Source organism: Ureibacillus sp. FSL K6-8385 (assembly GCF_038593155.1).
Lineage (GTDB): Bacteria > Bacillota > Bacilli > Bacillales_A > Planococcaceae > Ureibacillus > Ureibacillus terrenus.
In genome coordinates, this window is sequence record NZ_CP151968.1 from 1,875,030 (window position 1) to 1,894,566 (window position 19,537).

Consider the following 19,537-nt stretch of genomic DNA (forward strand, 5'->3'; position numbering starts at 1 on the left):
GTTTTGGCTCCGAAGGTAGGATTCGAACCTACGACCGATCGGTTAACAGCCGATTGCTCTACCACTGAGCTACTTCGGAATATTATGGTGGGCCTAAATGGACTTGAACCATCGACCTCACGCTTATCAGGCGTGCGCTCTAACCGACTGAGCTATAGGCCCATTTATGGAGCGGGTGATGGGAATCGAACCCACGACATCAGCTTGGAAGGCTGAGGTTTTACCATTAAACTACACCCGCATGCAATGGTGGGTTGGGGCGGAATCGAACCGCCGACACGAGGATTTTCAGTCCTCTGCTCTACCGACTGAGCTACCGACCCACAATCTATATGGCGGTTCCGACGGGACTCGAACCCGCGATCTCCTGCGTGACAGGCAGGCATGTTAACCACTACACCACGGAACCGTTTTGGTTGCGGGGGCAGGATTTGAACCTGCGACCTCCGGGTTATGAGCCCGACGAGCTACCAGACTGCTCTACCCCGCGATAATCTTATTATGGTGGAGGAAGAGGGATTCGAACCCCCGCGCGGTTTGACCCGCCTGTCGGTTTTCAAGACCGATCCCTTCAGCCAGACTTGGGTATTCCTCCATATTGTTCTCTTTCCCTTAATGAACCTTTTGGTGGACCTTGCAGGACTCGAACCTGCGACCGGACGGTTATGAGCCGTCTGCTCTAACCAACTGAGCTAAAGGTCCTCGGGATGGCGGTGGAGGGGATCGAACCCCCGACCTCACGGGTATGAACCGTACGCTCTAGCCAGCTGAGCTACACCGCCGAATTCTTTCATATATTATTATGGTGGAGCATAGCGGGATCGAACCGCTGACCTCCTGCGTGCAAAGCAGGCGCTCTCCCAGCTGAGCTAATGCCCCGTGTTTCTGGTCGGGAAGACAGGATTCGAACCTGCGACCCCTTGGTCCCAAACCAAGTGCTCTACCAAGCTGAGCTACTTCCCGGTCCTTCTTTTTTATGGCGCGCCAGGCAGGAGTCGAACCCACAACCTTCTGATCCGTAGTCAGACGCTCTATCCAATTGAGCTACTGGCGCCCGGTTTACCGACTTGTTTTGGTGCCGAGGACCGGACTCGAACCGGTACGGTAGTCACCTACCGCAGGATTTTGAGTCCTGTGCGTCTGCCAATTCCGCCACCCCGGCTTATGGAGCGGAAGACGGGACTCGAACCCGCGACCCCCACCTTGGCAAGGTGATGTTCTACCACTGAACTACTTCCGCAAAAAACATATAACTATTCCAAAAAATGAGCCATGAAGGACTCGAACCTTCGACCCTCTGATTAAAAGTCAGATGCTCTACCACTGAGCTAATGGCTCATCAATGGTGCCGGCGAAAGGAATCGAACCCTCAACCCACTGATTACAAGTCAGTTGCTCTACCAGTTGAGCTACGCCGGCATATTTATCCGTTTTATGGTGGAGGATGACGGGATCGAACCGCCGACCCTCTGCTTGTAAGGCAGATGCTCTCCCAGCTGAGCTAATCCTCCAAATAATCCCTTTGATAGAGGTTGTTCCCTCAAAACTGGATAACGGCATCGAAAGTGTTTTCTTGGTTAAGTCCTCGATCGATTAGTATCCGTCAGCTCCACACGTCACCGTGCTTCCACCCCGGACCTATCTACCTCATCGTCTTTGAGGGATCTTACTTGCTTACGCAATGGGAAATCTCATCTTGAGGGGGGCTTCATGCTTAGATGCTTTCAGCACTTATCCCGTCCACACATAGCTACCCAGCTGTGCCTTTGGCAAGACAACTGGTACACCAGCGGTGTGTCCATCCCGGTCCTCTCGTACTAAGGACAGCTCCTCTCAAATTTCCTGCGCCCACGACGGATAGGGACCGAACTGTCTCACGACGTTCTGAACCCAGCTCGCGTACCGCTTTAATGGGCGAACAGCCCAACCCTTGGGACCGACTACAGCCCCAGGATGCGATGAGCCGACATCGAGGTGCCAAACCTCCCCGTCGATGTGGACTCTTGGGGGAGATAAGCCTGTTATCCCCGGGGTAGCTTTTATCCGTTGAGCGATGGCCCTTCCATGCGGAACCACCGGATCACTAAGCCCGTCTTTCGACCCTGCTCGACTTGTAGGTCTCGCAGTCAAGCTCCCTTATGCCTTTACACTCTGCGAATGATTTCCAACCATTCTGAGGGAACCTTTGGGCGCCTCCGTTACTCTTTGGGAGGCGACCGCCCCAGTCAAACTGTCCACCTGACACTGTCTCCCAAGCCGATCAGGCTTGCGGGTTAGAATCCCAGTACAGCCAGGGTAGTATCCCAAGGGCGCCTCCAGGGAAGCTGGCGCTCCCCCTTCTACGGCTCCTACCTATCCTGTACAAGCTGTACCGGAATTCAATATCAGGCTACAGTAAAGCTCCACGGGGTCTTTCCGTCCTGTCGCGGGTAACCTGCATCTTCACAGGTACTATAATTTCACCGAGTCTCTCGTTGAGACAGCGCCCAGATCGTTACGCCTTTCGTGCGGGTCGGAACTTACCCGACAAGGAATTTCGCTACCTTAGGACCGTTATAGTTACGGCCGCCGTTTACTGGGGCTTCAATTCGGAGCTTCGCTTGCGCTAACTCCTCCTCTTAACCTTCCAGCACCGGGCAGGCGTCAGCCCCTATACATCACCTTGCGGTTTAGCAGAGACCTGTGTTTTTGATAAACAGTCGCCTGGGCCTATTCTCTGCGGCTCATCGGGGCTTGCACCCCAATGAGCACCCCTTCTCCCGAAGTTACGGGGTCATTTTGCCGAGTTCCTTAACGAGAGTTCTCTCGCTCGCCTTAGGATTCTCTCCTCGACTACCTGTGTCGGTTTGCGGTACGGGCACCTCCCGCCTCGCTAGAGGCTTTTCTTGGCAGTGTGAAATCGGGAACTTCGCGCGCAATGCGCTCCCCATCACAGCTCAGCGTTGCGGGAAGCGGATTTGCCTACTTCCCCGCCTTGCTGCTTGGACACGCTCGACCAACGGCGTGCTTTCCCTATCCTCCTGCGTCCCCCCATCGCTCAAACGGCGGGGAGGTGGTACAGGAATATCAACCTGTTGCCCATCGTCTACGCCTTTCGGCCTCGACTTAGGTCCCGACTAACCCTGAGCGGACGAGCCTTCCTCAGGAAACCTTAGTCATTCGGCGGATGGGATTCTCACCCATCTTTCGCTACTCATACCGGCATTCTCACTTCTAAGCGCTCCACCAGTCCTTCCGGTCTGACTTCTGCGCGCTTAGAACGCTCTCCTACCACCCGTGCGAAGCACGGATCCACAGCTTCGGTGAACCGTTTAGCCCCGATACATTTTCGGCGCAGCGTCACTCGACCAGTGAGCTATTACGCACTCTTTAAATGATGGCTGCTTCTAAGCCAACATCCTGGTTGTCTAAGCAACGCCACATCCTTTTCCACTTAACGGCTACTTTGGGACCTTAGCTGGTGGTCTGGGCTGTTTCCCTCTCGACCACGGATCTTATCACTCGTAGTCTGACTCCCGTGTATAAATAGCTGGCATTCGGAGTTTGTCTGAATTCGGTAACCCGAGGTGGGCCCCTAGTCCAAACAGTGCTCTACCTCCAGTATTCTTTACACGAGGCTAGCCCTAAAGCTATTTCGGAGAGAACCAGCTATCTCCAAGTTCGATTGGAATTTCTCCGCTACCCACACCTCATCCCCGCACTTTTCAACGTGCGTGGGTTCGGGCCTCCAGTGAGTGCTACCTCACCTTCACCCTGGACATGGGTAGATCACCTGGTTTCGGGTCTACGACCACGTACTCCGTCGCCCTGTTCAGACTCGCTTTCGCTGCGGCTCCGCCTCTTCGGCTTAACCTTGCACGTGATCGTAACTCGCCGGTTCATTCTACAAAAGGCACGCCATCACCCGTTAACGGGCTCTGACTACTTGTAGGCACACGGTTTCAGGTTCTCTTTCACTCCCCTCCCGGGGTTCTTTTCACCTTTCCCTCACGGTACTGGTTCGCTATCGGTCACTAGGGAGTATTTAGCCTTGGGAGATGGTCCTCCCGGATTCCGACGGAATTCCACGTGTTCCGCCGTACTCAGGATCCACTCTGGAGAGGATGGATTTTCGACTACAGGGCTGTTACCTTCTACGGCCGTCCTTTCCAGAACGGTTCGTCTAACCCATCCTTTTGTAACTCCGTATAGAGTGTCCTACAACCCCAAGAGGCAAGCCTCTTGGTTTGGGCTCTTCCCGTTTCGCTCGCCGCTACTAAGGGAATCGAGGTTTCTTTCTTCTCCTCCAGGTACTGAGATGTTTCAGTTCCCTGGGTGTGCCCTCTTAACGCTATGAATTCGCGTTAAGATACTGTTCCATTACGAACAGTGGGTTGCCCCATTCGGAAATCTCCGGATCACAGCTTACTTACAGCTCCCCGAAGCATATCGGTGTTAGTCCCGTCCTTCATCGGCTCCTAGTGCCAAGGCATCCACCGTGCGCCCTTACCAACTTAACCGTCGGCTTGCGATTGCTCGCAAGAGCTTCACTTTCAATGCCGTTTATCCAGTTTTCAAGGAACAAGTTTGAAGGTGTATGAACCTTCAAAACTGAACCCAAAACGTCAATGCCTTCATCAGTTATCATCCTTAGAAAGGAGGTGATCCAGCCGCACCTTCCGATACGGCTACCTTGTTACGACTTCACCCCAATCATCTGTCCCACCTTCGGCGGCTGGCTCCCGGAAGGGTTACCTCACCGACTTCGGGTGTTACAGACTCTCGTGGTGTGACGGGCGGTGTGTACAAGGCCCGGGAACGTATTCACCGCGGCATGCTGATCCGCGATTACTAGCGATTCCGGCTTCATGCAGGCGAGTTGCAGCCTGCAATCCGAACTGAGAGCGGCTTTTTGGGATTCGCTCCCCCTCGCGGGTTCGCAGCCCTTTGTACCGCCCATTGTAGCACGTGTGTAGCCCAGGTCATAAGGGGCATGATGATTTGACGTCATCCCCACCTTCCTCCGTATTTGTACGGCAGTCTCCTTAGAGTGCCCAACTGAATGATGGCAACTAAGGACAAGGGTTGCGCTCGTTGCGGGACTTAACCCAACATCTCACGACACGAGCTGACGACAACCATGCACCACCTGTCACCGCTGTCCCCGAAGGGAAGGCCATGTCTCCATGGCGGTCAGCGGGATGTCAAGACCTGGTAAGGTTCTTCGCGTTGCTTCGAATTAAACCACATGCTCCACCGCTTGTGCGGGCCCCCGTCAATTCCTTTGAGTTTCAGTCTTGCGACCGTACTCCCCAGGCGGAGTGCTTAATGCGTTAGCTGCAGCACTAAGGGGCAAGCCCCCTAACACCTAGCACTCATCGTTTACGGCGTGGACTACCAGGGTATCTAATCCTGTTTGCTCCCCACGCTTTCGCGCCTCAGCGTCAGTTACAGGCCAGGAAGCCGCCTTCGCCACTGGTGTTCCTCCATATCTCTACGCATTTCACCGCTACACATGGAATTCCGCTTCCCTCTCCTGCACTCAAGTCTCCCAGTTTCCAATGACCCTCCCCGGTTGAGCCGGGGGCTTTCACATCAGACTTAAGAGACCGCCTGCGCGCGCTTTACGCCCAATAATTCCGGACAACGCTCGCCACCTACGTATTACCGCGGCTGCTGGCACGTAGTTAGCCGTGGCTTTCTCGTAAGGTACCGTCAGGGTGCGGTCAGTTACTACCGCACTTGTTCTTCCCTTACAACAGAGCTTTACGATCCGAAGACCTTCTTCGCTCACGCGGCGTTGCTCCATCAGGCTTTCGCCCATTGTGGAAGATTCCCTACTGCTGCCTCCCGTAGGAGTCTGGGCCGTGTCTCAGTCCCAGTGTGGCCGATCACCCTCTCAGGTCGGCTACGCATCGTCGCCTTGGTAGGCCGTTACCCCACCAACTAGCTAATGCGCCGCGGGCCCATCCTATAGCGGTAGCAGAACCACCTTTCAACACCGGAGCATGCGCTCCGCTGTGTTATCCGGTATTAGCACGCGTTTCCGCGAGTTATCCCGGTCTATAGGGCAGGTTACCCACGTGTTACTCACCCGTCCGCCGCTAACCTCATAAAAAGCAAGCTTCCTATGAGGTCCGCTCGACTTGCATGTATTAGGCACGCCGCCAGCGTTCGTCCTGAGCCAGGATCAAACTCTCCAAAAAGAATTTGATTTCACTCAAATTGTTTGTCCGAATCCGGTCCGCCGACGGGGCCGGCAAACCGGAATTGTTTCTGGCATCAACGCTTTGGTGTTCAGTTTTCAAGGTTCAAACCATCAATACTCACACAATTATTAAATTATAAATATAACATATATTCTTGTCAACAGTTTGTTATAATTTGTTTTACAGACAATCTCATCCGCTAAAGACATGGAATAGTATAAAACATATTTCTGAAGAAATCAATCATTTTTTCTAAAAAATTTTACCAACGTTTTTAAATCAAAAACAAACAACATGAGTCCCAGGATGACAATAAGTCCGCCAATGATTTGTGAAGCAGTCAATTTTTCACCGAAAATGAATAGCGCCAATATGGAAGCGCCGATGGGTTCAAACAGCACCGCGATGGAAATGACATTGGTGCTGACCCATTTGATGGACCAATTAAACAAAGAATGGCCCAATAAATTCGGAATGATGGCGAGAAGCAAAAACCATACCCATGTCATTAAAGGATAAGGGCCAAAGGACTCTCCTTTTATGAATACATAAAAAAACAAACATATTGTACTAATTGAATATACCACCATCGTATACGTAATTAAAGATACCCTCTTCCGGACTTCTTGTCCGAATAAAAAATATGCGGTTACCAATACACAAGCGATAAGGGCAAGTATATCCCCAAATAAAGCGTTGCCGCTTAGGCGAAAATCCCCCCAGCTAATTAAAACGCTCCCCAAAATTGCGATAACTCCGGACAAAAGGGTTTTCATGGTGATAGAATCTTTAAAAAATAAATAAGTTCCTATAAAAGCAAATAGGGGCTGCATTGTCACAAGAACCGTGGAACTTGCAACAGAAGTGTAACGGAGAGATTCAAACCAGAAAATGAAATGGAATGCCAGAAAAATGCCCGCAACCGTTGAAAACAGCCAATCTCTTTGATATAACAATTTTAATTCATGCAGGCGATTTTTAATAAAAGCCGGAAGCAAAATCAATACCGTAAAAAGCATCCGGTAAAATGCAATGGCTCCCGATTCGGCTTGTGCAAGTTTGACAAAAATCGCAGAGAATGAAATTGATATCATCCCGATGACAATCGGGATATATGGATGAACTGGAGGTTTTTCCATCAATATAGGCTCCTGATGTTTCTTTTTTATTATTATTTTTACATGCTTAATACGAATGCGCAATAGAAAAGGGGGAAGAACAATGCACACTTTGATCATGATGATACGGCAGGAAGATCTTCTGAAATTGGCCATCGCCGCAATGCTGAGTTTAATTATCGGTATTGAAAGGGAACTAAAGAAAAAACCTGTGGGATTAAAAACAAGTTTGGTAATATCCACATTTAGTTGTTTGTTGACGATTATTTCGATTGATACTGCATATAATACCCCTCCAAGGGATGAAATTAATATAACGATGGATCCGTTGAGACTTGCAGCCCAAATCGTGAGCGGCATCGGCTTTTTAGGAGCCGGGGTCATTCTAAGGAGAGGAAATGACAGCATCACAGGCCTGACAACCGCAGCAATCATCTGGGGTGCCGCGGGAATCGGGATTGCGGTTGGGGCAGGATTTTATTTGGAAGCGATTGTTACGGTACTCATTGTAGTAGTGGGAATAAAAGTTGTCGCACCTTTCCTGATGAAAATCGGGCCCAAAAGGATTCGCATGCGGGAACTTTCGCTAAAAGCGGGCATTGCAAAAAAAGAAAATATCGAAGATTTATTGAAGTTTATGGAAAATAATGGTATGGTTATTGATAATATTCGGATCAGCGGAGAAAATTTAAATTATGAGGTGAATATTCGCTTTTCTACTTTATTAAAAAAGAATACTTATTCCATCTTTGAGACTTTCCATGCCCTTCCATACATTCAAAAAATCGAAATCGAAATATTGTCGTAGTTTGGAGGAAATAGATGAGAGAGTTAGCCAGACTGCTAAAAAACGGCAACAAACCATCTTTCATAGCAGCATTAGTCAACCTATTTTTGGGAATAATCAAGGGAATAGCCTACTTTTTCACCGGAAATGTGGCAATGTTTGCCGAAATGATGCACTCATTGGGGGATGCCGCCAACCAATTTTTCGTTTTTGTCGGTTCAGCATTATCGAAAAAAGCCCCGACAATACAGTTCCCCAACGGCTTTGGCCGCGTCGTAAACCTTGTTTGTTTAGGGGCTGTCATCATTGTCGGCATCCTTTCATATGAAACCGTCCGGGAAGGATTGCATCATGTGCTACATCCCGTCAAACAATCGGATGGGATTTTATTGGCCCTTGGAGTCCTATTGATAGGAATTATAATGGAAAGTTTTGTTCTGCATAAAGCAGCAAAGGAAATTTTACATGAAACGGGAGTATCTGCTTCCGTTTTTGGATCAATACCAAAATCGGCTGTATATTTGAAACGGGCAAAACCGGCAACAAAATTGGTATGGATGGAGGATGCGGTGGCGACTTCAGGGAACGTGCTTGCTTTTCTGGCCATCGTCATCGCATATTTTACCGGATTTCATGAATTGGAAGGCATTGTATCAATGATCATCGGGACGATGATGTTTTTTGTCGTGGGAAGGGTCTTTCTTGATAATGCCCGTGGAGTCATCGGGGAAACCGATGAAGAAATGCTGATTCATATTGGAAACCTGGTCATGAAAGATCCCCATGTCAAAGATATCGAACGGCTTGAAGTGGTAAAAGAGGGCGAGTTCCTCCATGTTGAACTGATTGCAGAAACAAATCCGACACTTTCCCTTGAATATTTGGATCAGGTGCGCGACCATCTTGTTGAATTGATTTTGGCCCAAAAAGGCGTTACAAAAGTCATGATCGCTTTTGATAAAGAGGACAATATTACCGAATGGAATCACCATGAAACAAATTAATTCAACTTAATAAACTCCCGAACTCTGATAAAAAATATGGCTGTCCCAGAAGTCGCGCTTCTGGACAGCCTGTTCCACTTTATAAAGACATTTTATAAATTTCCCGCACATCGCTCTCTTGCAGAACTTTAAACCTGCCAATCGGACCATTCGCCATCGCTTTTTCCACTAAAACATCCAGCTTCGAATCATCAATGCCATAATCCTTCAAACGGCTTGGCGCTCCCAGGGATGTCCAAAATGCCCGCAAGCGTTCGATGCCTTCATAAGCCACTTCTTCTGCCGACTTATTGGACGGATCGACTTGAAACACTTTGGCAGCAAGTCTGGCAAAACGGTCAGGATTAACATGGACAACGTGTTTCATCCAGTTCGGGAAAAGGATGGCGAGCCCTCCGCCGTGCGGAATATCATAAACCGCCGAAACCGCATGTTCAATTTGATGGGTAGCCCAATCTCCATCCGATCCCATTGAAAGCATCCCATTTAAAGCAATTGTTCCGGACAGTAAAATGGTTTCCCTCAATTCGTAGTTTTCCAAATCCTCCAATAGCTTCGGTGCCGTTTCGATGACGGTCCTCAACACGCCTTCACATAATTCATCCATAATCAATGTATTTTTGGCATTATGAAAATATTGTTCAAAGACATGGGACATCATGTCCACAATTCCATAGACCGTTTGTTCTTTGGGCACGGTAATCGTATATGCAGGATCTAATATCGAAAATTTCGGATATACCTTTCCGCTGGACCAACCGTATTTTTCTTCTGTCTCGCCATTCGTAATCACAGAATTGGCATTCATTTCGGAGCCTGTCGCTGCAAGGGTAATGACCGTCCCCAATGGCAATGCATCTTTTACATGCACCTGGTTTGTGACAATTTTCCATGGATCTTCTTCATGTTTCGCCCCTGCGGCAATTAATTTCGAACAATCAATGACGGAACCTCCACCAACCGCAAGAACGAAATCAATGGATTCCCGTTTGCAGATGTCGATTCCTTTTCTCGCCGTTTCCACCCTGGGATTCGGTTCCACGCCGCTCAATTCAAAAACGTTCAAATCCAATTCCTTCAAGATTGAAATCACTTCATCATAGATGCCGTTTCTTTTAATGCTTCCGCCTCCATAGACTAACAGAACGTTCCTTCCATACTTAGGCAGCTCTTTTTTTAATTTGATGATTTCCCCTTTTCCAAAATACAACCGCACAGGATTGGAAAATGTAAAATTATTCATGCAACTTCTCCCTTCTTTTCTGCGTTATTACTCCCCCTTGACTATTATCATAAACAAAAAACACCATTTTTCATATAAGAAAAATGGTGTTTTTTTCCTTTGTATTGATTTTTACACCCAACCACGGAACCGGCAAGCTTCCGCAGTGCGCCGAACTCCTACCATGTAGGCTGCCAACCTCATGTCCACATTCCGGTTTTCGGCAGTTTGATATACATTTTCGAATGCTTTGACCATCCGTTCGCGCAGTTTCTCTTTCACTTCTTCCGCTGACCAATAATAGCCCTGATTATTTTGAACCCATTCGAAATAGGAAACGGTTACCCCGCCGGCGGAAGCAAGCACATCCGGCACTAATAAAATGCCCCGCTCAGTCAAGATTTTCGTTGCTTCGGCAGTCGTCGGGCCGTTAGCGGCTTCAACGACGATTTTTGCCTTGATATTCGGTGCATTTTCAGCGGTAATTTGGTTTTCAATGGCTGCCGGAACCAGGATATCACAATCGAGTTCCAATAATTCTTTATTTGTAATGGTGTTCTCAAACAGCGTTGTCACCGTGCCAAAACTATCCCTGCGATCCAGCAAATAATCGATGTCCAACCCTTCCGGATCATATAAAGCGCCATAAGCGTCGGAAATTCCGATGACTTTTGCCCCCAAGTCGCTCATAAATTTGGCAAGGAAACCGCCGGCATTTCCAAAGCCTTGAATCACTACCCGGGCATTTTTTATGTCAATTCCCCGCTTTTTCGCAGCTTCCTGAATGACGATTGTTACCCCTTCCGCCGTTGCCCGGTCGCGTCCTTGGGATCCGCCTAAAACAATCGGTTTCCCGGTAATGAATCCAGGGGAATTGAACTCATCAATCCGGCTGTACTCGTCCATCATCCAGGCCATGATTTGCGCATTCGTAAAGACATCAGGAGCAGGGATATCTTTCGTTGGACCAACAATTTGGCTAATCGCCCGGACATAGCCGCGGCTTAACCGCTCCAGCTCTCCCATTGACATTTGACGGGGATCGCAAACGATTCCACCTTTCCCGCCGCCATATGGCAAATCAACAATGCCGCATTTTAATGTCATCCACATCGAAAGCGCTTTCACTTCATCTTCAGTGACATTCGGATGAAAACGGATGCCTCCTTTTGTCGGACCAACCGCATCGGAATGTTGCGCGCGGTATCCGGTAAACACTTTCGTTGTTCCGTCATCCATTTTGACGGGGATGCGCACCTTCAACATGCGAATCGGCTCTTTTAATAATTCATACATCGCTTCATCATATCCAAGCCTGAATAATGCCTCTTTAATGACTGCTTGTGTTGAAACAAGAAGATTTTCAGCCATACGCTCTCGCCTCTTTTAACTCAATTATTTATTATTCTTAATTCTGTAGTAACACAACAAAAAAGCAAATCGTGTTAATTGTACTAGGTAATTTCCATTTTAATAATGTCCGTTCACTTATACAACCATTTTTTCTTGCAAGCCTCACTTATTAATTTATTTACCGTAAATACGATTTAGAATACCTTTTCCATAAAAAAAGCAGACGCAAAAAACGTCTGCTTTTTTTGCTGATTTTATAAAGTTTCTGAAATCGATTTTGCTTGCATATGAAGAAGCAGATAGTCAGGACCGCCCGCTTTGGAATCTGTACCGGACATGTTGAATCCTCCAAATGGCTGATATCCGACAATGGCCGCCGTACAACCGCGGTTGAAGTAAAGGTTGCCCACATGGAAATCTTCAGCGGCTTTTTGCAAGTGGAAACGGTTATTTGAAATCACCGCGCCTGTCAGACCATATACTGTGTTATTGGCGATTTCCAATGCTTCATCAAAATCTTTTGCTTTTGTCATCGCAAGAACAGGACCAAAGATTTCTTCCTGCATGATTCTTGCGTTCGGATCCACATCCGCAAACACCGTCGGATGAATGAAATATCCTTTTGAATCATCATACTGTCCACCGGCAACCAGGCGTCCTTCTTTCTTGCCGATTTCAATGTACTCTGTGATTTTCTTGAATGCTCCTGCATCAATTACAGGGTTTACATATGTTTCCGGATTCGCAGGATCTCCTACAACTAGCTCATTTGTCAATTCCGCAACCCGCTCAACCACTTTATTGTACGCTTCGTCACCGACAATGATTGCACGGGAGCAGGCAGAACATTTTTGTCCGCTGAATCCGAAGGCGCTCGCCACGATGGATTGGGCCGCCAATTCCAAATCGGCATTTTCCGCATCATCCACTACGATCGCATCTTTGCCTCCCATTTCGGCAATCACTCGCTTAATCCAAATTTGACCTTCATGAATGATGGCTGCCCGTTCATTAATTCGAACGCCCACTTCGCGCGAACCCGTAAAGCTGATGAAACGAGTTCGAGGATGGTCCACCAAATAATCCCCTACTTCTGCGCCTGAGCCAGGTATATAGTTTACAACTCCAGGCGGCATTCCCGCCTCCTCAAGGATTTCCATAAACTTATAAGCAATTACCGGAGTGGCGGAAGCAGGTTTTAATAACACCGTGTTTCCGGTAACCATCGCTGCTACTGTAGTACCTACCATGATGGCGAACGGGAAGTTCCAAGGAGAAATGACAACGCCGACACCTAATGGAATATAAACATATTTATTGATTGTTCCAGGAAGTTCTTCCACCGGTTTTCCTTTTGCCAATTCCAACATTTGTCGTCCATAATATTCCAAGAAATCGATACCCTCTGCAATATCAGCATCCGCTTGAGCCCATGGCTTTGCAGCCTCTTTCGTCAGCCAGGCAGAAAGTTCAAACTTGCGGCGGCGAACGATAGCTGCAGCCTTGAACAAAATTTCAGCACGAATTACAGGATCGACTTTTTTCCAAGTATTGAATGTTTGATCCGCAACCTGCATCGCTTTTTCTGCGATTTCTTTATTCGCTTTTGAAACTCGGCCGACAACTTCTGTCTTATTCGCGGGATTATAAGAAACGATTTTATCTTCTGTTGTAATTCTTTCACCGCCCACAATCAACGGATAGTCCTTGCCCAATTCACTTTCCACTTTTTTCAGTGCATCAAGATACTTTTGACGATTTTCTTCAATCGAAAAATCTGTTAGCGGCTCATGTTTGTAGGGAATCATTTGAAACTCCTCCTTTTTTAATTCCATAAGTGCAAAAAATATTTGCACTCATTTCAGATTTATATATAATAATAATGCAAAATATTGTTGCGTTTTTCAACACTTATTACAGAATCGTAATAAAAATTTTTGAGGTGTTGCCTATGGCTTTAACAAAAGAACAACTGCTGAATCTATATCAATTTGTAGTTGAACATGCTTCCGTCGGCATTCATGCCGTTGATGCGGAAGGAAGAACGATTTTATACAACCGGAAAATGAAAGAAATAGAAGGTTTTGATGTTGAAGATATATCCGACCGCACCATTTTGGAGCTTTTTGCTTTTCGTTTGAATGACAGCTCATTGATGCGCGTATTAAAAACGGGCATGAAAGAGTTGAATGTAAAACAAACTTACTGGAACAAATACGGCCATGAAATTACTACTATTAATGATACGTACCCGATTTTCGACGGAAAAAAACTGATTGGCGCCATCCAATTTGCCCGCGACATTACCTCCTTGGAAAAATTGATCTATCAGCCGTTGCGGAGATACGGTGAACCTTTGACATTCAACGTCATCACAGCCATATCCAAGCCGATACAAATCGTGAAAGAAAAAGCCAAAAAGGCTGCCCGGGCCCGCATTCCCGTATTGTTAATCGGGGAACCCGGGACCGGAAAAGACATGATTGCTGAAGGCATCCACCATGAACTGCAACCGAAAAACGATGAATTTGTTACGCTTTTTAGCCGCAGGCCGAATCAGATCGAAAGGCTCAAAACATATTTAGCGCAAGAGAAAAGTTATACTTTTTTCTTCGAACGGCTCGAATTTTATTCTCTTTCCGTCCAAAAAGAATTACTGAATATTTTAAAAAGCCTTCCGCCCGAAAAACATATGATCATCGGCAGCGTCGGCGGAGACCCGATAGATTTGATCAGCAATCATCAATTATTAAAAGACTTATATTATTATTTTGCCTCCATGAGCATTTCTATACCCGCCTTGCGCGAAAGGAAAGAAGATATTAAACCATTCATCGATGATTATTTTGCGCGTCATCGGGACCGCTTCAATTCCAACATTCAGGGATTATCGGATGATGTGATGGAACTTTTTCTCCGATACGACTGGCCTGGAAATCTGAAGGAACTGGAACTGTTGCTCGATGAAATATCCTCAATGATTACAAACGAAAAGTATGTTACGTACGAAATGCTGCCGCTCCATTTTCGCTTTAAACTGCAACAACAAAATGACCAAACGAAAAAACCGGAATTTTTCCTTCTTCAGCCGGAAAAGGAATTGCTGCCATTAAATGAGTATTTAAAAGAAGCGGAAAAATATTACTTGCAACATGCATTAAAAATGAACGACGGAAACATTACGAAAACGGCAAAAGCGCTCGGAATGACAAGACAAAATTTGCAATACCGCATAAGAAAATTAAAAAGCTAAAAAAAAAACCCAAAAGCGATTTTGCTTTTGGGTTTTTCATTGGCTTCTTTCAATCCAATCTTGAAGTTTTTCTTTCAGCATCTGAAAACCGTTTGCATCCTGTTCATTGACACGTTCCTGTAAAGTTTTTTTCGGATTCTTTTCCATATTCTTTTGTGGCGGATCTTGCAATGCGCGTGTAGACAAACTGATTTTTTCGTTACGTTCATCTATATCAAGGATTTTCACCTGTATTTCGTCCCCTACTTTAAAAAAATCTTCCACATTCCGAACGTAACCATAAGTGATTTCAGAAATGTGCACAAGGCCTTGCGTCGACTCATCCAATGCCACAAAAGCCCCATATGGTTGAATCCCGGTTACTTTTCCCGTTACAACGTCACCCACTTTGTATTTTTTTTTCATTTTTGTTCCTACTTTCTTTCACTGCATATGTCTCATGTTAAATTATAACATAATGAATGAAACCGAAACAAAGAATCACCCTATTTTGAAAAAAACTTCCAACTTTCATGAACAATTCCAGCGCTTTTCACAACCGCGAAGGGATGGCCAAAAAACACAAAAGTAAAAAGTATCCCTTAAAACAAAGGATACTTTTTTATATAATACTCTTAGCCTCAAATTTTATGGCAATCAACTGGTAAGCTATTTCTACACATTTTTCAAAGGGAATCCATATCTCAAAGGAGCGCTCGTACACCCTTTGAATAACCTTGGCCAATTCTGTCGGATCATTTATGGTCTCTAACGCAGCGGCTACATCGCCTGCTTCAAAATCATAAGCATCTTCGCCCAATTGTAAAGGATCCCGTTTCTTTAAAACGGAATGGGCTTTTTGATTCATGCATGCGCTCTCCACGATTTCACCTTGCAAATTCCAGATTTTTGTTCTTATGATATCATATTATCATCATATTTAAAGAAAAAATCAAAAGGAAAAGAGTGATTGAGATGACGATCAATTTTGATGAGATATACGAAAGAAGAAATACGAACAGTTTGAAATGGGACAAATTCAAAGACCGCTATCGCGCGAAATACAATGTGGAAGATGCGGATAATGTTTTGCCGATGTGGGTGGCGGATATGGATTTCGCCGTCCCTCAAGTGGTGATTGATGCCATTAAAGAACGCCTGAACCACCCGATTTTCGGATATTCCTACATCAGCGACGATTGCAAAGAGGCGATCCGGCAATGGTACAAACGCCGCCATAATTGGGATATAAGCAAGGAGGCCCTGCTTTTCCACAGCGGCGTCGTTCCTGCCATCGCAACCGTTCTTGAAACCTTCACGGAGCCTGGAGACAAAGTATGCATTTCGACTCCTGTATATCCGCCGTTTTTCAATATTCCAAAAGGATTGAAGCGGAAAGTGGTTGAATGTAATCTGGCAGAAAGCAAAGAGAATATTTATGAATATGATTTTGAAAAATTGGAGGAAGAATTCAAAAATGGCGTAAAGGCCTATATTCTGTGCAGCCCTCATAATCCCGGCGGGGTTGTCTGGTCGGAAGAAACTCTTAAAAAATTGATCCAGCTGTGCATCAAATACGATGTGCTGCTCATTTCGGATGAAATCCACGCCGATATCGTTTTTGACGGATACAAACATATCCCTACAATGACAGTGGAAGGGGCCGATCAGGCGAAAATCGTTGCCTGCATTGCTCCGACGAAAACCTTCAATTTGGCGGGACTTCATGCGGCCATCATCGTTGCCGAAAATGAAAAATTGCGCAAAAAATTAATCCAGAATAAGAACGCTCACGGTTTGGACGATTGGAACGCGCTTGCTGCCGCGGGCGTTCAAGCGGTTTATGAAAAAGGCGACGAATGGCTCGATGAAATGATTCAATATGTTGACAAAAATATTGATTATTTGGAGAAAGAGTTAAATCAAATAGATGGGGTTCGTGTGATCCGTCCTCATGCGACTTATCTGGTATGGATCGATTACCGTGGAACGGGACTATCGGAAAAAGAAATGATGGACCGTTTATTAAACAAAGGGAAATTGGCGCTGGAACCGGGCACAAAATATAGCGAAGCCGGCAGAGGATTTTTGCGCATGAATTTGGCATGTCCGTTTGCAACGGTAAAAGAGGGCGTTGAACGGTTTAAAAAAGCACTATTGTGAAATAACAATTATTTCCGTTATAATAATGGCCAAAAACCAAAGCATCATTTTCCTTTCGGGAAAATGATGCTTTTTTTCTTTTATACCTATGCTTTTTGCTACTTTTGTTCAAACTTCTATTTATAATATAATGTTAAAAAAATATATTCGTAATGATACGAAAATGGAGTTGTTAATATCAAAAAGTGATGAAAAAGAAGCTTCCTCTCAGTTTGACCATGTTCCTATTTTCTTTTGTGATTGTACTTTTTTCTATCTCTACGAGCGGTTTTATTATGATCCATAATATTGCGGGCGCCTTTGAAAAGGAATTCGGTTCAAGAGCCATCGCCATTGCCAGGACTGTCGCCCAATTGGAGGAAGTTCAAACATCGGTTGGCACGGAAAAAGGGTTCGAAGTCATCCAGCCGATCGCCGAACGCATCCGGTTGGCTACGGATGTCGACTATATCGTCATCTTCGACATGAAAGGCGTCCGATATTCCCATCCTTCCGAAAGCAAAATCGGAACGGTGAATGAGGAAATAAAAAACAATGAAGCATATTCCCAGCACGAATATATTTCCAAAGCGATCGGCGTGCAGGGATTCTCCATCCGGGCATTCGTTCCGATTATGAATCCCGAAGCCACCAAACAGGTCGGAGTCATCACCGTCGGAATCATTACCCCGAAGTGGAAGAGTTTGGTGGAAGAATATCAATCCGACATTTTCATCGCGTTATTTTGGGGATTATGCATTGGTCTTGTCGGCTCTATTTTCATCGCCAACCATATCAAACGTCAAACATTAAATTTGGAACCATCCGAAATTGCCCGCATCGTGGAAGAGCGTTCCGCCATGATGCAGGCGATGGATGTGGGAATCCTCGCTACGGATGGCCATGGAAATATTACTTATGCAAATCATTTGGCAAGAAAATATGCCCATTTTTTCGATAAAAAAGGAACCCTGAAAGAAGTGTTCAAAGATACTTGGCTGGCGGAAGAACAATCGGAAAAACAGGAAGGCTACCGGCCGCTGTCCCTGTTTAACCAAATGTATCTGGTCCGCATTTTTCCGTTAAAAATCCGCGAGAAAAATGCCGGTTCATTGATTGTCATTACCGACCGGAAGGAGGCCCATACGCTCGCGGAAGAATTAACCGGCGTAAAAACGCTTGTTGATACCTTGCGGGCGCAACATCATGAATTTCTCAACCGTCTGCATAGCATTGCAGGTTTGATCCAACTGAACCGGAATGAGGAAGCCGTCAGTCTCATTCTGGATGAAATTACGGATGAGGAAAGCGTCTTTCAAAAAATTAAAGACAAAATCCACGACTATTCCATTCAAGGCCTGCTGATCGGCAAATTTTCCAGAGCCAAGGAATTGGGAGTCGAACTGACTTTAAGTGATGATTCATATTTATTTGATTATGTCACCGGATTTTCCAGCGGCGACCTGATCACCATCATCGGCAATCTGCTCGATAATGCAATGGAAGCCTGCCTTTCCAAAGAGGAAAAGTTTGTCGATATTCTCATTCAGGGAGACAAACATTATCTATACATCGAAGTGCAAGATAACGGAGTAGGCATTCCGGAACCGGTGGAGCGGATTTTTGATTACGGCTTCACGACGAAAAATAAGGACGGCCATGGAATTGGACTTGCTTTGGTAAAGCAGATTGTCGATTCGAATCACGGAAAGATTAAAGTCTTCTCGGAACCAGGGGTTGGTACAACAATTATAGTAAAAGTTGGGGGGAATGTATCATGAACGATATCCGCGTATTAATCGTGGAAGATGATCCGATGGTGTTGGAAGTAAACAAAAGTTTTTTATTGAAAACAAAGGGGTTCTCACTTGTTGGTGAAGCGCAATCGGGCGAACATGCCTATCATGCAATCAAGGATAAAAAGCCCGACTTAATTTTATTGGACATGTATTTGCCGGATATTTCCGGGCTTGAACTTTTTTACAAAATCCGCAATGACCGCCTCCCTGTCGACATCATTATGATTACCGCAGCCCGGGATGCAAAAACCGTCCAGGAATTGACGCGTTTAGGGGCTTTTGATTATTTGGTCAAACCTTTTCGCTTTGAACGGTTCCAACAAGCGTTGGAGAATTATGCCCGATCCCGGAAAAAATTAACCAACAAGACGGAATTGAAGCAAAATGACATCGATGAATACTATCGAAATACTTTTGAGCAGCAAAAGGAACTGCCAAAGGGATTGAATGAAATTACAATGAAACAAATAACCGACAAATTGAAGGAAATCAACCAGCCCGTCACAGCCGAACAATTGGCGCAAAATACGGGCATGGCAAGGGTCACGGTAAGAAAATATTTGGATTATCTTGCGAGCATCAGCGAAGTAAAAATCGATTTAAAATACGGTACAGTTGGACGTCCAACCAAATACTATTCCCTCTGATCCAAGAGCTGTATGGCTCTTTTTTTTTTTGCCTCCCCAAATGTG

General features: G+C 45.9%; 12 protein-coding genes, 17 tRNA genes and 2 rRNA genes. 6 read left to right on the top strand and 25 right to left on the bottom strand.

The window, feature by feature from the left end:
• Window positions 1-4: 4 nt before the first annotated feature.
• The 20 genes from NST62_RS09210 to NST62_RS09305 form a co-directional block, all read right to left on the bottom strand.
• Window positions 5-79: transfer RNA gene (locus NST62_RS09210), tRNA-Asn, on the bottom strand.
• A gap of 6 nt (window positions 80-85) precedes the next feature.
• A tRNA-Ile gene (locus NST62_RS09215) sits at window positions 86-162 on the bottom strand.
• A 5-nt stretch (window positions 163-167) separates the two neighbouring features.
• Window positions 168-241 (bottom strand) — tRNA-Gly (locus NST62_RS09220).
• 6 nt (window positions 242-247) lie between these two features.
• Window positions 248-323 (bottom strand) — tRNA-Phe (locus NST62_RS09225).
• Window positions 324-333: 10 nt separating this feature from the next.
• Window positions 334-409, bottom strand: a tRNA-Asp gene (locus NST62_RS09230).
• 4 nt (window positions 410-413) lie between these two features.
• A tRNA-Met gene (locus NST62_RS09235) sits at window positions 414-490 on the bottom strand.
• Between the two features lie 12 nt (window positions 491-502).
• Window positions 503-595 (bottom strand) — tRNA-Ser (locus tag NST62_RS09240).
• 30 nt (window positions 596-625) lie between these two features.
• Window positions 626-702 (bottom strand) — tRNA-Ile (locus tag NST62_RS09245).
• A gap of 6 nt (window positions 703-708) precedes the next feature.
• Window positions 709-782 (bottom strand) — tRNA-Met (locus NST62_RS09250).
• Between the two features lie 21 nt (window positions 783-803).
• Window positions 804-879: transfer RNA gene (locus tag NST62_RS09255), tRNA-Ala, on the bottom strand.
• Between the two features lie 7 nt (window positions 880-886).
• Window positions 887-963, bottom strand: a tRNA-Pro gene (locus tag NST62_RS09260).
• A 14-nt stretch (window positions 964-977) separates the two neighbouring features.
• Window positions 978-1,054, bottom strand: a tRNA-Arg gene (locus tag NST62_RS09265).
• A 19-nt stretch (window positions 1,055-1,073) separates the two neighbouring features.
• Window positions 1,074-1,162 (bottom strand) — tRNA-Leu (locus NST62_RS09270).
• A gap of 3 nt (window positions 1,163-1,165) precedes the next feature.
• Window positions 1,166-1,240: transfer RNA gene (locus NST62_RS09275), tRNA-Gly, on the bottom strand.
• A gap of 26 nt (window positions 1,241-1,266) precedes the next feature.
• Window positions 1,267-1,338: transfer RNA gene (locus NST62_RS09280), tRNA-Lys, on the bottom strand.
• Window positions 1,339-1,343: 5 nt separating this feature from the next.
• Window positions 1,344-1,419 (bottom strand) — tRNA-Thr (locus NST62_RS09285).
• Window positions 1,420-1,435: 16 nt separating this feature from the next.
• A tRNA-Val gene (locus NST62_RS09290) sits at window positions 1,436-1,511 on the bottom strand.
• 62 nt (window positions 1,512-1,573) lie between these two features.
• Window positions 1,574-4,499 (bottom strand): 23S ribosomal RNA (locus NST62_RS09295).
• Between the two features lie 134 nt (window positions 4,500-4,633).
• A 16S ribosomal RNA gene (locus NST62_RS09300) occupies window positions 4,634-6,185 on the bottom strand.
• The 16S and 23S rRNA genes sit together here with 17 tRNA genes alongside, the layout of an rRNA operon.
• 242 nt (window positions 6,186-6,427) lie before the next feature.
• Entirely contained in the window at window positions 6,428-7,327 is a 900-nt protein-coding gene (locus tag NST62_RS09305) for a DMT family transporter (protein WP_141602686.1), read from the bottom strand.
• An 82-nt stretch (window positions 7,328-7,409) separates the two neighbouring features.
• Between NST62_RS09305 and NST62_RS09310 the strand changes: the two genes are divergently transcribed.
• A complete protein-coding gene (locus tag NST62_RS09310) occupies window positions 7,410-8,114 on the top strand; it encodes an MgtC/SapB family protein (RefSeq protein ID WP_141602687.1) in 705 nt (234 codons plus the stop codon).
• A gap of 14 nt (window positions 8,115-8,128) precedes the next feature.
• Window positions 8,129-9,097 carry a cation diffusion facilitator family transporter gene (locus NST62_RS09315; protein WP_342462826.1) on the top strand — a complete coding sequence of 323 codons (969 nt, stop codon included), beginning with the start codon at window positions 8,129-8,131 and terminating at the stop codon, window positions 9,095-9,097.
• Window positions 9,098-9,176: 79 nt separating this feature from the next.
• Here NST62_RS09315 and NST62_RS09320 read toward each other — a convergent pair whose 3' ends face one another.
• From NST62_RS09320 to pruA, 3 genes are all read right to left on the bottom strand, one after another.
• The gene (locus tag NST62_RS09320; protein ID WP_141602689.1) at window positions 9,177-10,340 is read right to left on the bottom strand and encodes an iron-containing alcohol dehydrogenase; all 1,164 of its coding nucleotides are present in this window, start codon (window positions 10,338-10,340) and stop codon (window positions 9,177-9,179) included.
• A 111-nt stretch (window positions 10,341-10,451) separates the two neighbouring features.
• Complete coding sequence (locus NST62_RS09325) at window positions 10,452-11,690, bottom strand: Glu/Leu/Phe/Val dehydrogenase (RefSeq protein WP_141602690.1); 1,239 nt, start codon at window positions 11,688-11,690, stop codon at window positions 10,452-10,454.
• Between the two features lie 236 nt (window positions 11,691-11,926).
• Window positions 11,927-13,480 (bottom strand): L-glutamate gamma-semialdehyde dehydrogenase, encoded by a 1,554-nt coding sequence (gene pruA, locus NST62_RS09330; protein ID WP_141602691.1) that lies wholly within the window; start codon window positions 13,478-13,480, stop codon window positions 11,927-11,929.
• A gap of 143 nt (window positions 13,481-13,623) precedes the next feature.
• Between pruA and NST62_RS09335 the strand changes: the two genes are divergently transcribed.
• On the top strand, window positions 13,624-14,925 hold the full coding sequence (locus NST62_RS09335) for a helix-turn-helix domain-containing protein (RefSeq protein WP_342462827.1): 1,302 nt from the start codon (window positions 13,624-13,626) through the stop codon (window positions 14,923-14,925).
• A gap of 36 nt (window positions 14,926-14,961) precedes the next feature.
• Here the strand turns inward: NST62_RS09335 and yugI are convergent, their stop codons facing one another.
• On the bottom strand, window positions 14,962-15,330 hold the full coding sequence (gene yugI / locus NST62_RS09340; protein WP_141602693.1) for a S1 domain-containing post-transcriptional regulator GSP13: 369 nt from the start codon (window positions 15,328-15,330) through the stop codon (window positions 14,962-14,964).
• 196 nt (window positions 15,331-15,526) lie between these two features.
• On the bottom strand, window positions 15,527-15,772 hold the full coding sequence (locus NST62_RS09345) for a DUF1871 family protein (protein WP_141602694.1): 246 nt from the start codon (window positions 15,770-15,772) through the stop codon (window positions 15,527-15,529).
• A gap of 107 nt (window positions 15,773-15,879) precedes the next feature.
• Here NST62_RS09345 and NST62_RS09350 point away from each other — a divergent pair, with 107 nt between their 5' ends.
• The 3 genes from NST62_RS09350 (at window position 15,880) to NST62_RS09360 (ending at window position 19,492) form a co-directional block, all read left to right on the top strand.
• Entirely contained in the window at window positions 15,880-17,067 is a 1,188-nt protein-coding gene (locus NST62_RS09350; protein ID WP_141602695.1) for a MalY/PatB family protein, read from the top strand.
• A 275-nt stretch (window positions 17,068-17,342) separates the two neighbouring features.
• On the top strand, window positions 17,343-18,827 hold the full coding sequence (locus NST62_RS09355; RefSeq protein ID WP_141602696.1) for a sensor histidine kinase: 1,485 nt from the start codon (window positions 17,343-17,345) through the stop codon (window positions 18,825-18,827).
• Window positions 18,824-19,492 (top strand): response regulator, encoded by a 669-nt coding sequence (locus NST62_RS09360; protein WP_141602697.1) that lies wholly within the window; start codon window positions 18,824-18,826, stop codon window positions 19,490-19,492. The genes NST62_RS09355 and NST62_RS09360 overlap by 4 nt, the downstream gene beginning before the upstream one ends.
• The last annotated feature ends 45 nt before the right edge of the window (window positions 19,493-19,537 follow it).

Excerpts from the sequence above, each read along its gene's own strand:
- NST62_RS09305 (WP_141602686.1), bottom strand. The coding sequence starts at position 7,327 with ATGGAAAAACCTCCAGTTCATCCATATATCCCGATTGTCATCGGGATG.
- NST62_RS09310 (WP_141602687.1), top strand. The coding sequence starts at position 7,410 with ATGCACACTTTGATCATGATGATACGGCAGGAAGATCTTCTGAAATTG.
- NST62_RS09315 (WP_342462826.1), top strand. The coding sequence starts at position 8,129 with ATGAGAGAGTTAGCCAGACTGCTAAAAAACGGCAACAAACCATCTTTC.
- NST62_RS09320 (WP_141602689.1), bottom strand. The coding sequence starts at position 10,340 with ATGAATAATTTTACATTTTCCAATCCTGTGCGGTTGTATTTTGGAAAA.
- NST62_RS09325 (WP_141602690.1), bottom strand. The coding sequence starts at position 11,690 with ATGGCTGAAAATCTTCTTGTTTCAACACAAGCAGTCATTAAAGAGGCA.
- pruA (WP_141602691.1), bottom strand. The coding sequence starts at position 13,480 with ATGATTCCCTACAAACATGAGCCGCTAACAGATTTTTCGATTGAAGAA.
- NST62_RS09335 (WP_342462827.1), top strand. The coding sequence starts at position 13,624 with ATGGCTTTAACAAAAGAACAACTGCTGAATCTATATCAATTTGTAGTT.
- yugI (WP_141602693.1), bottom strand. The coding sequence starts at position 15,330 with ATGAAAAAAAAATACAAAGTGGGTGACGTTGTAACGGGAAAAGTAACC.
- NST62_RS09345 (WP_141602694.1), bottom strand. The coding sequence starts at position 15,772 with ATGAATCAAAAAGCCCATTCCGTTTTAAAGAAACGGGATCCTTTACAA.
- NST62_RS09350 (WP_141602695.1), top strand. The coding sequence starts at position 15,880 with ATGACGATCAATTTTGATGAGATATACGAAAGAAGAAATACGAACAGT.
- NST62_RS09355 (WP_141602696.1), top strand. The coding sequence starts at position 17,343 with ATGATCCATAATATTGCGGGCGCCTTTGAAAAGGAATTCGGTTCAAGA.
- NST62_RS09360 (WP_141602697.1), top strand. The coding sequence starts at position 18,824 with ATGAACGATATCCGCGTATTAATCGTGGAAGATGATCCGATGGTGTTG.